The sequence below is a fragment of the Paenibacillus sp. FSL H7-0735 genome (genome assembly GCF_038008505.1).
Lineage (GTDB): Bacteria > Bacillota > Bacilli > Paenibacillales > Paenibacillaceae > Paenibacillus_AQ > Paenibacillus_AQ odorifer.
The window spans coordinates 4,100,355-4,112,997 of sequence record NZ_JBBOZH010000001.1 but is presented as its reverse complement, the minus strand read 5'-3'; the positions used below and the strand labels follow the sequence as shown (position 1 = coordinate 4,112,997).

General features: G+C 41.7%; 14 protein-coding genes. 10 read left to right on the top strand and 4 right to left on the bottom strand.

Annotated elements, in window-relative coordinates; translation table 11 throughout:
• Nucleotides 1-814: 814 nt before the first annotated feature.
• The 4 genes from NSS82_RS18675 (at nt 815) to NSS82_RS18660 (ending at nt 3,379) form a co-directional block, all read left to right on the top strand.
• Nucleotides 815-1,504, top strand: a complete 690-nt coding sequence (locus NSS82_RS18675; protein WP_076273288.1) for a hypothetical protein — start codon at nt 815-817, stop codon at nt 1,502-1,504.
• Nucleotides 1,505-1,926: 422 nt separating this feature from the next.
• The gene (locus tag NSS82_RS18670) at nt 1,927-2,130 is read left to right on the top strand and encodes a DUF5316 domain-containing protein (RefSeq protein ID WP_076098761.1); all 204 of its coding nucleotides are present in this window, start codon (nt 1,927-1,929) and stop codon (nt 2,128-2,130) included.
• 34 nt (nt 2,131-2,164) lie between these two features.
• Nucleotides 2,165-2,656: a cupin domain-containing protein gene (locus NSS82_RS18665; protein WP_076273287.1), complete on the top strand. Its 492-nt coding sequence runs from the start codon at nt 2,165-2,167 to the stop codon at nt 2,654-2,656.
• Nucleotides 2,657-3,379 carry an MBL fold metallo-hydrolase gene (locus tag NSS82_RS18660; RefSeq protein WP_076273286.1) on the top strand — a complete coding sequence of 241 codons (723 nt, stop codon included), beginning with the start codon at nt 2,657-2,659 and terminating at the stop codon, nt 3,377-3,379.
• A gap of 108 nt (nt 3,380-3,487) precedes the next feature.
• On the opposite strand, the gene NSS82_RS18655 is transcribed toward NSS82_RS18660, so the two are convergent.
• From NSS82_RS18655 to lexA, 4 genes are all read right to left on the bottom strand, one after another.
• Nucleotides 3,488-4,066, bottom strand: a complete 579-nt coding sequence (locus NSS82_RS18655; protein WP_076273285.1) for a hypothetical protein — start codon at nt 4,064-4,066, stop codon at nt 3,488-3,490.
• Nucleotides 4,067-4,285: 219 nt separating this feature from the next.
• A complete protein-coding gene (locus NSS82_RS18650) occupies nt 4,286-4,666 on the bottom strand; it encodes a hypothetical protein (RefSeq protein WP_076273284.1) in 381 nt (126 codons plus the stop codon).
• A 152-nt stretch (nt 4,667-4,818) separates the two neighbouring features.
• Nucleotides 4,819-5,157: a L,D-transpeptidase gene (locus NSS82_RS18645; RefSeq protein ID WP_076273283.1), complete on the bottom strand. Its 339-nt coding sequence runs from the start codon at nt 5,155-5,157 to the stop codon at nt 4,819-4,821.
• Between the two features lie 177 nt (nt 5,158-5,334).
• Nucleotides 5,335-5,961 carry a transcriptional repressor LexA gene (gene lexA, locus NSS82_RS18640; protein ID WP_036687720.1) on the bottom strand — a complete coding sequence of 209 codons (627 nt, stop codon included), beginning with the start codon at nt 5,959-5,961 and terminating at the stop codon, nt 5,335-5,337.
• A 251-nt stretch (nt 5,962-6,212) separates the two neighbouring features.
• Between lexA and NSS82_RS18635 the strand changes: the two genes are divergently transcribed.
• The 6 genes from NSS82_RS18635 (at nt 6,213) to metH (ending at nt 12,581) form a co-directional block, all read left to right on the top strand.
• Entirely contained in the window at nt 6,213-6,626 is a 414-nt protein-coding gene (locus NSS82_RS18635) for a LysM peptidoglycan-binding domain-containing protein (protein ID WP_036687719.1), read from the top strand.
• A gap of 109 nt (nt 6,627-6,735) precedes the next feature.
• A complete protein-coding gene (locus NSS82_RS18630) occupies nt 6,736-6,945 on the top strand; it encodes a DUF896 domain-containing protein (RefSeq protein WP_036687717.1) in 210 nt (69 codons plus the stop codon).
• Nucleotides 6,946-6,994: 49 nt separating this feature from the next.
• Nucleotides 6,995-7,516 carry a hypothetical protein gene (locus NSS82_RS18625; RefSeq protein WP_036687716.1) on the top strand — a complete coding sequence of 174 codons (522 nt, stop codon included), beginning with the start codon at nt 6,995-6,997 and terminating at the stop codon, nt 7,514-7,516.
• Between the two features lie 34 nt (nt 7,517-7,550).
• Nucleotides 7,551-8,336 (top strand): HAD family hydrolase, encoded by a 786-nt coding sequence (locus tag NSS82_RS18620; RefSeq protein ID WP_036687714.1) that lies wholly within the window; start codon nt 7,551-7,553, stop codon nt 8,334-8,336.
• Between the two features lie 262 nt (nt 8,337-8,598).
• A complete protein-coding gene (locus NSS82_RS18615; RefSeq protein WP_038571571.1) occupies nt 8,599-9,024 on the top strand; it encodes a FixH family protein in 426 nt (141 codons plus the stop codon).
• Between the two features lie 179 nt (nt 9,025-9,203).
• Nucleotides 9,204-12,581 carry a methionine synthase gene (metH, locus tag NSS82_RS18610; RefSeq protein WP_370511316.1) on the top strand — a complete coding sequence of 1,126 codons (3,378 nt, stop codon included), beginning with the start codon at nt 9,204-9,206 and terminating at the stop codon, nt 12,579-12,581.
• The last annotated feature ends 62 nt before the right edge of the window (nt 12,582-12,643 follow it).

The window sequence follows — 12,643 nt, the reverse complement described above, 5'->3', positions numbered from 1 at the left end:
GCCCACAAATAGCTGAGGTTAAGGTTATTCGAGGATGTTTTACAGGTGAATATCAAAATTGGCATATTGTTGATTAACAATTTTAACGTGTAAGAAGCTGTTCATTTATCATAAATAATGGGATATGATGGGATATGATGGGATATAGAAGAATTAAACACAGAGGCGGAGGAGTAAATTTGGATATAGTTTGGTCAAACTTAATATTAACTTTGATAATTTTCGGGATATTAGTGGTTTTGATTTTTAAAGGTATAAGTTTATTAGTAAGAAGTTATAAATCAAAAAAATAACTCTTCAGACGAGTGTACATAGTCATGACAGACATTGCTTATATTCTCGCATTGCTTTGACTTTTAAAGGATTTATCAAAGAGTGTTGACACAAATCTGAGTTACAGATCATTAAGAATGGCGATTTACAGAACACCCGCGGGTTGGCTGTGAGTCGCTATTTTATTATTTTTGTATATTCTAAAAGTGTTAAAGTAAAAGTGATTGTAAATTTTTTTCACTTTAATTGATTTATCGTCTACCTTGCTCTTGCTCAGTCCAATTAACCTTATGAAACCGAGAAGAACTAAGATCTCATGGGTCACTTTATGGAATCTGGTGGCATTAATTAAGATAGCAGGTGCCCGAATCGTCCGGGAACAATTTGAATTTCGAGCACAACTCCATAGCTGTAAATAAGAACGAGTCGATTGTTTGAAATTTTTCAATCCGTAGCAATAAAAATGAAGAAAAGGTTTGAATAATAAGAGGACACGTCACTCATGTGGGTAATAACTAATATAGTAATAAGGAGGTGCGTAATGAAAAAAATATTATTAACTACAGTTACTAGTATTCTTCTGTCTTCCTCAATTCTCGGTGCATGTAGTAACAATAAAACAACAGACGAGGCAAAACCTACAGCGTCAAGTGCAGCGACAATGCCAGTTGTTGAAGCTACAAGCACTCCTGAACCTTCTGCTACTCCTTCTATGGAGGTGCAGGAGTCCGCCAGTCCGGAGGCCACTGATCCTCTAGCATCCGATCGACCAAAGACCAAAGCATTTGGTGAACAGGAGGGAGGGGTCTCAGGGCAAGAAGGTACACTTGAGCAAGGTGATGGATATTCCCTGTATGTCTTTCAGGATTTCACACTAGACTCGCAGTCTAATCGTTTATTATTGACTAAGGATCCAACCTATTATGCCCAAATTGAACACTTGCCTGCCGGTTACGATCTCACAGCTTTGAAGCAACAGGGACAAACCGAGCTTTCTGCAATTGGAAAGGTAAACGACCATAGCGGGGAACTAATTGAACATCCTCTAGGTTTTGCAGAATTATATCTGCAGGCTACCAGTGATAAGGGGATAGAAGATTATATGGTCTGGAAAAATCAGGCGGGGGAAGCTTTTCTTTTTCGGATACACAATCCTAAGGGTGATTCGTCGAATAAGTTTGCACCTTGGGTGATGGTTTCACTGGCAACACTTGAACTTGAAATGAATTAAGTGTAAACAGAACCGAAGGGGTTGTATGGAGTAGAAGAAGTGTGCCATAACCATAATCAAAAAATGGTTGTTGGCACACTTCTTCTTTTTGGTACCTTACTTCATTTGAACGCCAATTTCCATTTGCTGAGGTTGCAAATTTCGCGTATGAGCCCGGTATAGGACCCAGCAGACCTTATATGAAGCTTTATCCCACATTTTGGATACTAAAGGACCCCATAGTCGCTATTGGCATTAAAAACACTCAATATGAGCCTCATTCTTAGGAATAACGTCACTGGAGTCCGAAACCATGCTCCAAAGGCTGAAAATAAGCAAATAGCGTCATATGGGTCCGAAAGTCATGGCGTGTAGTAAAGGGATTTAATGTTAAAATATCTTATATATAGATAACTAATTTTTTCCATAGAAGGAGTGAGTTCATGCAAATTTTTATTTACATAGGCTTGGGATTTTTTATAATTTCAGGTATATGTGTTGGAGCCTTCACGACAGGTACACAACAAAGAGGTAACTTTTATTCGGAATCTAAGCAAGACCGTAAAACTAAAAACAAAGTAGCGAATGGGTCCGCTTTAGGTGGTCTTATTTCATTAGCTATAGCTGGGATTCTTTATTTGTTGTAATTGAACGCAAAATATAAGGAGGAGGAGTGTGCAGATGGTGAAGATTTTTAATGAAAATACGGTCTCTTTTACCCAAAAACAGTCCCCGATCCCAGAGTTTGCTTGGCATACGAGTGAAAGATTAGCTGAAATGGTGGGCTCCAAGCATTTAGTTTTTGATATCAGATCTTTAGATTCTGATAAATATTCTTTTCCTTATCATTTTCATAGAAATGCTGAAGAGATATTTGTGATTTTAGCGGGAAAAGCGATGTTAAGAACACCCGAGGGTTTTACGGAGGTTACGGAAGGGGATGTAATATTTTTTGAAATGGGACCGGAAGGGGCGCACCAGCTTTATAATCATACGGATGCACCATGCAGGTATCTGGATCTCCGAACGAATCAGGGAATAGATGTTTGCGAATATCCAGACTCAGGCAAAATCAACATTTTGCCTTATCAAGAAATCTATCAAGCGGATGAACAGGCGGATTATTATAAGGGTGAAGAGCATGTAAGGGAAAAATGGAATGGGGGAGCGTAATTGATTAAAGATCGTTGGTTTACAGTAACGGAAATTGATCCGACCACCTATGCAATCAGTGAATATGGACATTGGGAAAAGGTGCATTCTTTTTTACTCTTGGGGCAAAAACAAGCCGCGTTAATTGATACGGGATTAGGTATTGATAATATAAAAAGAATAACGGATCAGTTAACGGATTTACCTATCGCTGTCATAACTACACATGTGCATGCAGATCATATTGGCAGTCACGGACAATTCGAGACAATCTATGTTCATAAAGAGGATGAGGATTGGCTAATTAACGGAATAAAAGGCTTGTCCCTTGCCCAGATTCGAAAGGATATGAGTCGAGACATCACCCTCCCTGTTCCTGAAACCTTTGATCCTAACACCTACATACCTTTTCAAGGGAAACCAACGGCTCTTTTACAAGAGGGGGATGTGCTCGACATAGGTGGGCGCGAAATAGAAATTTACCACACACCAGGTCATTCGCCAGGTCATATCAGCCTATTTGATCATGCCAACGGATATCTGTTTACAGGTGATTTATTGTATGACGTTACGCCAATCTATGCTTTTTACCCTTCGACTAGTCCGGCTGATTTAGTGGCATCCTTAGAGAAGATTACAGAAATTCCAGGGGTTACCCAAGTATACGGCTCTCATAATACGCTGGGTTTAGATCCATCTATTTTGCAAGGGGTCAAAAAGGCAGTTCGTGAGTTGCGTGAGTAAAAGGTAGTGGCACATGGTACGGGTATTCACCAGTTTGATGGGTTCAGTGTGCAATTTTAGTTCTTTCAATGTCGAAAACAAATGAGAGGTATGGCGATAACAACTTAATTATTCAGATACGATTGACCTGAAGAGTGCATGCAATTGTTGTACTTGGGAGTAAGCTTCCTTGTACTGGTTGTCGGATTGTTGAATAGGCAATAAACCCGGCAAGAAGGAAATACAATACACAGGCGTTTCTTTGCTGTTCATATATATTTTAAGCGTGAGTTCTTCTATCACATTAGCTTCTTCATCAGCTTCCTTAAGGACGTTAATATCTGCACTAGTTGCAGTTGTTTTGCTGTTTTGTTGTCTTTTGGAGACTTTTGAAAGGGTAAGTGCGTTAACCACAATCTCGGATCCCATTACATTATCGAAAGAGTATAGCTTTGCTACTGCTTTTTTGTTGTTCTTCGGATTTCTGGTGCCTATTGCTAATTTTTTATTAGGTTCGTTAAGTGCGATCAAGTGAGATTGATTGGGGGGGATGAATGTTTTGGTGAAAATGATGTTAAAGGATGCAGCCGCATTAACTAGCATAGAAATATCAGATGAAGTGGATAGCGTTTTCAATTTTATAATGGCGGCACTTAGAATTAAAACAACTCCTAAAATAGCAAATAAGTACACTAAGATAATCAGCATATAATCACCTCCCAGTTATCTCATTAGACTCAAATTGTTGCTTATTGAAAGATATGCCTGAATGATCCCCACTAGTATCTTTTAAAAGGGAAATTCGTGGAATTATAGGATCGGCTTCGGAATTAGCCCAAAAAAAGCACCCGGAGAAACCTGCCGATTCTGCAAATGGCGCAAAATTGGGGGTTGCTGCAAGGGTGCTTTTTAAGGTAAGTATGTAACCTATAGAAAATTGAAGGCAGTGATATGATCGGTATAAACAATCAGCTGTTTGTATTCGATCGGAGTCCCATAACTAGCATAAGGTCTTACAGTAACGTCATTGAGGACAACAAAGTTATAGCTGAAATTTTTATCAGGGTGTTCTGCTCCCAAATAAGATATGTATTCGTCTACTATTACATCATCCATCAAAGATTTTAAATCAAATACATCCTCTTTGTTGGAGACGGCTGGAGAGACGATTCCCTGAATGCTGCCAAAAGAGGTGAGCAAATTCACTTTTTTTCCACAAGCTTGTTCATCATTTAAAAGTAAACCGGACAGCTTACCCAGTGCATCGACTTTAAAATCGACGAGGGTTCTAATTTTTGAGTTATTCAAAACTAAACACATCCTTTTCAATTTGCAATCCTGTTAACAATATTCGACATATAATCACCAAACTCCTAGTATGCTAATGAAAAAATACTTACTTATGTAATGACCCCCATTCTGTATATGGTGATTTGGGGGTTGTGACGTCCTCAGCGAATTCAATTCCTTATCGTTACTCGTGTTCCTATAGGGACGATAGCTGCGAGTGTTAACACATCCTCGTTGTACATCCGGATACAGCCGTGGGATACCTCTTTCCCAATGGAGGAAGGATCATTCGTTCCATGAATCCCGTAGTGTGGTTTAGACAGTCCCATCCAAAAGGCACCAAAGGGACCGCCTGGATTGGGTTGTTTGTTAATAATCGTGAATTCTCCCACTGGGGATTGGGTTAACATCTTACCAATGCCGACATGGAAACCTCTAATCACAATATCATTGTCCAGAAGATATAACATTCTTTGGGTCAGATCTACAATAATTCGGTAATTTGGCATTATGCACAACACTCCTTTCTGATTAGGATATGAGCAGAACGCCTAAACGGTTATTCATAGAAAATGCCCATTTTAGCGAACGAGAACAAATGTTCGTTAGTGGTTGAGAAAGCAAAATACACAGAAAAAAGGCTGTTCCGCATTTGCGGAACAGCCTTTTATGGTAGGAGTGCATACTTAGTGGATATCTCGAAACAATCCGATGACTCTTCCGAGAATAGTTACGCGATTAAGGCGAAGAGGCTCATAAGCTGGATTCTCCGGCTGAAGCCGTATATGATCACGTTCCTTGTAAAAGGTCTTAACGGTTGCTTCATCTTCTTCAGTCATGGCTACAACGATATCTCCGTTGTCCGCTGTTTGTTGTTGGCGAACAATTACATAATCACCATTCATAATGCCAGCATCCACCATACTATCACCCATAACTGACAGCATAAATACTTTGTTGTCACCTACATAGTGAGTAGGAAGTGGGAAGTAGTCCTCGATATTCTCTGTAGCAGTGATAGGTACCCCGGCGGTAACTTTACCTACGACAGGAATCCGTGAGATGGTCTGGGCGAATTGGTGAACATTCTCTGAATCCTCTTGGCCTAGTAATTCTATTGCACGTGGCTTCGTTGGATCTCGACGAATAAGTCCCTTCTTCTCAAGCCGGTCCAAATGACCGTGAACTGTGGAGCTGGAAGCAAGGCCAACAGCTTCTCCAATTTCCCGGACGGAAGGTGGATAACCCTTGCTGCGGACTTCGCTTCGTATAAATTCCAGGATCGCCAGCTGGCGACTTGAAATCTTTGACATTGGAATCAACCCCATATAGTAATGTTTGGGAAAATTATAACATAGAACTACCGTTCGCACAAACATAAGTTCTAACTATTATAAATATTAATCTGCTAGAGTTAAAAAATGGTAGACAAATGATAATAAAATGAACCACTTGAGTCTCTCGAAAAAAAGAGAACAATTGTTCTGAAATAGTATTGAACAAAACACATGTTCGTGTTATTATGAATTCGAAAGTAAGAACAAGTGTTTGGAGGATGATAATTATGCTAAAATACAGTACATACCGCAGCATCTACGATAAGGCCCCAGTGGTTGAATCTTTAGGACATAATGACGTTGCCCGTAATTCCGCTAAGGTGAAAGAGATAACGGAACGTTTGCTAGGAGGGATGATTTCGTTGTTCCGTCAGGACTTCTTTATTAAGTTAATATTGATTATCGTGCTAGTATTTTCTGGCCTAACAGTAGTGGGAAATGTATTTGCAGGATCGACGACTATAATGAAGGAAGAGAAGCGGATTGTGGTTGAACGTGGAGATACACTATGGAGTATTGCCCTTAAGAATAAACCGGCTGATATGAAGACAGTTGTTTATATAGAAGGAATTAAACGTTCAAGTGGGATTAAGAGTAGTCAAATTAACGCTGGAGACATACTTACTTTACCTATTTATTAATTTTCTGAGAACATAATAGAATGACCAGTAGAGCTTGCAGGGAGTAGACCTTGACAAGCTCTTTTTCTCATGGCAGAGTTAGAATTAATTTATAGGGGGAGGGAAAGTATTGAATATTGATGAGTTGGTCGCGCGAATTAACGAATTGGCACGCAAACAGAAGAGCGTAGGCCTTAATCAAGAGGAAGTGGCGGAACGTGCCAAGCTTCGTGAAATTTACCTGGGGAATATCCGCAATAACTTCCGAGCACAATTAAATACTATTGAAGTAGTAGATAACGATGAGCATGAACAAGGTAACAAGGGGCTTAAACATTAGCTCGCTGTTCCTTTTCATAGATATTTCAGGATGACTAGGGGGAACGCACATGGCCCGTTCTTGGGAAAGAATGGTTCAACGCAACACACAGCAAATCAACAAGCAAAGAAAGAAACAAGGCAAGGATACGATTTATGCCTCTAAATCTCCTACCCAGAATGCCGAAGTCTTTAAAGGTCGCAACATTGCATTTCCGGTAGTGTTAGTGATACTTGGCACTATGTTTTGGGTAGTTGGTTCTATTGATCAGGCCAAAGGAAATGGCATGCTGGCTAATTGGTTGGGAGTAGTACTGTACTATTTGCTGGCAGCGCTATTGTTCTTCCGTCGTCCGTACTTGAAGGTGGAAAAAGCAAGACTGTCTACTATTAAATTCAATCGCGAACGCGGGCTTCCAGCTGCAGATATTGAGAAAATCACCCTTTCGCGTGGAGCTGTAGTCATTAAGCACAAAGGGAAACGTACGAAATGGATTTTCACAAGACTTATGAATCGCTATGATACTAATGCGATGAGTACACGATTAGAAGCATTTGCTAAAGCTCACAACATTGAAGTAGTTCACGAATAGAACTAGACCAGTTAAAGGGAGAGGGAGACCTGTAATGCCAATTTCTGCTGTACTATTTGACCTTGATGATACATTGCTGTGGGATGATCGGAGCGTCGAAGAAGCATTTCGTTCTGCTTGTGAAGCCGCCGGGGATACGATTGATCCACAAGAACTAGAAGTTGCAGTTCGTAAGGAAGCAAGTAGCTTGTATGAATCTTATGAGACGTTCCCATTTACAAAGATGATCGGAATTAATCCATATGAAGCACTCTGGGCTAACTTTACGGCAGGTGAACAGCCAGAATTCCGTCAATTGGAGCAGCTTGCACCGGTTTATCGTAAAGAGTCTTGGCGTCGCGGACTTGCAGCCTTAGGGGTGGAAGACGAAGCACTAGCTGAGACCTTGGCAACTAAATTCGCAGCAGAGCGCAGAAAACGTCCATACATCTATGAAGAAACAATGCATGTACTGGAGCAGTTACGGGGTCAAGTGAAGCTTTTGCTACTTACGAACGGTTGTCCTGCACTGCAACAAGAAAAACTAGATGGTGTGCCAGAGTTAATTCCTTTCTTTGATCATATTGTGATTTCCGGAAGCTTTGGTAAAGGCAAACCGGATAAGGAAATTTTCCTGCATGCTTTAGAGCTTCTTGATGTAACTCCTGAGCAAGCGGTTATGGTCGGCGATAAGCTTACAACGGATATCCGTGGGGGGCTGGCAGCAGGGTTGACCACGGTCTGGATTAATAGAAAAGGTAGAGCACCTAGTCTTGATATTCATCCGGATCATGAAATCAATCACCTTGAGGAGCTTCTTCCACTAGTTCAATCCTTGTAAGATATACAGAGCTATTAGCTCCAACATAAAGACTTTATAAAAGCAGCGAGTTTCTGAGATCCTAAGAAACTCGCTGCTTTTCTGTACATACATACTAACATAAGGATTTCATTAGATTTTTAAGTAAATGATTTAAGTCACAAGTCTGATGCGGAATTGATGCAAAATACTGAAAAACCAATAATAATGTGTATAATAGATGGAGATGTATAACATGAATTGGTAGATTTTTATTATTCGATAATGATTGGGAGGGCTCCAAATGATGAGATCGAAGAAATTAGTCGCTGTATTATTAGGTGCAACACTTCTAGTACTAGGTGGATGTTCTTCAAATGGAACCAAGCATTCAGAAATACATAACATGAATATGAACATGTCTATGGAACCTATCAAAGTCGAACTACAATGGAGTCCTGAAGAAGTTGTCGTAAATCAAAAGGTAACCTTTGAAGCTGTGGTGACCCAAGATAACGAGGCAGTAGATGATGCAAAAGAGGTTCTGTTCGAAATTGTGAATAAAAATGATGAGGGACAGAAAATAGAGCTTAAGGGAAAGCTAATAGGTAAAGGAGTCTATCAAGCAGAAGGGACCCTTGAAAAGGAAGGACAATATAATGTCACTTCACATGTGACAGCCCGGACACAGCACTCTATGCCTAGCAAAGAGCTGTCTGTGAAACCATGATTCAAAGGTTCACAACGGTTGCTGAGCAATAACAGATAAAGCAGAGTGGAAAGGAAGGCTTTTCGAAATTCCTTTATTCTGCTAAACTTACTCTAATGTTTTACTGGGGGGACTATTAGTTGGCTAAATATACACTTGAGGAAAGCTTACAACAAAGGATTTTGATCCTTGATGGCGCAATGGGCACAATGATCCAACAGGTGCCTCTTACTGGAGAAGATTTTGGTGGCGATGAGCTGGATGGCTGTAATGAAATGCTGGTATTAACACGTCCAGAAGTCATTCAGACGATTCATGAGCAGTATCTCGAAGCAGGGGCTGATCTCATTGAGACTAACACATTTGGTGCAACCTCTGTTGTACTAGCTGAATATGATATTCCTCAGCGCGCACGTGAGATCAATCTAGCGGCAGCAGAGTTGGCTCGCAGAGCAGTAGACAAATATGACACACCTGACCGTCCGCGATACGTCGTGGGGGCTATGGGTCCAACAACAAAAACGCTCTCAGTAACTGGAGGCGTTACTTTCCAAGAGCTAGTTGATAGCTATGAGGAACAAGCAGTGGCATTGATCGACGGTAAAGTAGATGTTTTGCTGCTGGAGACCTCTCAAGATACACTTAACGTTAAAGCTGGAAGTATTGGTATTCGTAATGCTTTTGAAAAGACTGGCATCACATTACCGGTTATGATTTCAGGAACAATTGAACCAATGGGTACTACACTGGCGGGTCAGAATATTGAAGCATTTTATATCTCATTAGAACATCTGAAGCCTATCTCTATGGGCCTCAACTGTGCGACTGGTCCAGAGTTCATGCGGGATCATATTCGTTCGCTTTCGGAGATCTCCTCGGCAGCCGTGAGCTGTTATCCAAACGCAGGATTGCCGGATGAGAATGGACATTATCATGAATCTCCAGATTCTTTAGCTCGCAAGATTGCAGCCTTTGCTGAAAAAGGCTGGCTGAATATTGCGGGGGGCTGCTGTGGAACGACACCAGAGCATATCCGTGCGATGAAGGAAGCACTTTCCGAATATCCTCCACGCCCGCTGGCAGGTAATCATCCACCTGCACTTTCAGGTATTGAGCCTATCTATATTGAGAACGACAACCGTCCTTACATGGTTGGTGAACGTACGAATGTACTTGGCTCTCGTAAATTCAAACGTCTTATCGTCGAAGGTAAATATGAGGAAGCCTCAGAAATTGCCCGAGCTCAGGTAAAGAGTGGGGCACAGGTTATTGACGTGTGTGTACAAGACCCTGACCGCGATGAGATTGAAGATATTAAGCTTTTCTTAGAACTGGTTGTAAAAAAGGTTAAAGTACCTCTGATGATCGATACTACCGATCCTAAGGTTATTGATTTAGCTTTGCAGTACTGCCAAGGTAAGGCGATAATTAACTCTATTAACCTTGAAGATGGTGAAGAGAAATTCGAGCTGGTGACGCCGATCATTCATAAATATGGCGCAGCTATTGTTGTGGGTACCATCGATGAGACGGGACAAGCAATTAAGGCGACAGATAAACTGGAAGTGGCTAAACGCTCCTATGACTTGCTAGTGAACAAGTATGGTTTAGCAGGAGAAGATCTTATTTTTGACACGCTGGTGTTCCCTGTAGGAACCGGAGATGAACAATATATCGGTTCAGCAAAAGAAACGATTGACGGCATTCGTTTGATCAAGGAAGCACTTCCAGGTGTTCATACGATCTTGGGCATCAGCAACGTCTCCTTTGGATTGCCGGAAGCGGGACGTGAAGTGTTGAACTCAGTATTCCTTTATGAATGTACAAAAGCTGGATTAGATTATGCGATCGTAAATACAGAGAAAGTGGAGCGGTATGCTTCCATTCCTGCCGAAGAACGTCATCTTGCTGAGGAACTGATTTATAATACGAATGATGAGACGCTTTCTGCTTTTGTAGCTGCTTTCCGTGGTAAAAAAGTAGAGAAAAAAGAGAAGATTTCCAACCTGTCACTTGAAGAACGTTTAGCCTCCTATGTGGTTGAAGGTACGAAGGAAGGACTCATTCCTGATCTAAATGAAGCATTGACTAAATCTGGTCCGCTGGAGATCATCAATGGACCGCTGATGGCAGGGATGTCGGAAGTCGGCCGGTTATTTAATAATAATGAATTGATTGTTGCTGAAGTGCTGCAAAGCGCTGAAGTGATGAAGGCTTCTGTGAATCACCTAGAGCAGTTTATGCAGAAGGATGAGACAGCGGTTAAAGGAAAAATTATGCTGGCGACCGTAAAAGGGGACGTGCATGATATTGGTAAGAATCTAGTGGAGATCATCCTCTCCAACAATGGTTATCAGATCATTAATTTGGGTATAAAAGTACCACCAGAGACCATTATCGAAGCCTTCCGTCGAGAAAAAGCTGATGCGATAGGATTGTCCGGGCTGCTTGTAAAATCTGCTCAGCAGATGGTGCTCACCGCTCAGGATTTACGTACAGCTGGGATCGATGTTCCGATTATGGTTGGCGGCGCAGCTTTGACCCGTAAATTTACGAAGACCCGTATTCGTCCAGAATATGACGGCCTAGTATTGTATGCTAAGGACGCTATGGACGGGCTGGATATTGCCAATCGGCTTATGAACCCTGAAGAACGGGAGAAGATTGCCGAGGAAATTCGTGTGGAGGCAGAAGCAGCGGTTGCCGTTGCGCCTAAGCAAGAACTGCCGAAACTAACCAGAGCAGTGCGTTCCAAAATATCTCCAGATGCACCTGTTTTTGTTCCACCGGATTTAGAACGCCACGTACTGCGTAACTATCCATTGGGGCATATTATCCCCTATGTGAATATGCAAATGCTGCTGGGTCATCATTTGGGGTTACGGGGTTCTGTAGAAGCCCAATTAGCTGCTGGAGATCAGCGGACTGTTGAACTGAAGGGTACCGTAGACGATATTCTCCATCAAGCGATGCTAGAGGGTACCATTACTCCACATGCTATGTATCAATTCTTCCCTGCACAATCGCAAGGGAATGATATTATAGTGTATAATCCACAGAATACGTCCGAGATCCTGCATACCTTTACTTTCCCAAGACAAGGGGTAGAGCCTCATCTGTGCTTGGCGGACTTCTTGAAACCTGTTGACAGTGGTATTATGGACTATGTTGGATTCCTATTTGTAACAGCAGGTCACGGTGTACGTGAATTGTCTACTCAGCTGAAAGAAAGCGGAGATTATCTGCGTTCACACGCCTTGCAGTCGGTTGCACTTGAAGTGGCAGAAGGACTGGCAGAACGTGTCCATCATATGATGCGCGATACTTGGGGTTTCCCAGATCCGGCGGATATGACGATGAAGCAAAGACATGGGGCAAGATACCAAGGGATCCGTGTTTCATTTGGTTATCCTGCATGCCCGGATTTAGAAGATCAAGGTCCACTGTTTAAGTTGTTATCTCCGGAGGATATCGGTGTTCACCTTACAGAAGGCTTTATGATGGAGCCCGAAGCTTCCGTTTCGGCTATGGTATTTGCCCATCCAGAAGCGCAGTATTTTAATGTAGAGAAGCTGTAATTCTTTCATTTATATACCTGGTCTGTAGGGGATTGTATCCCTTTCAGCGGAACCTCCCGTAA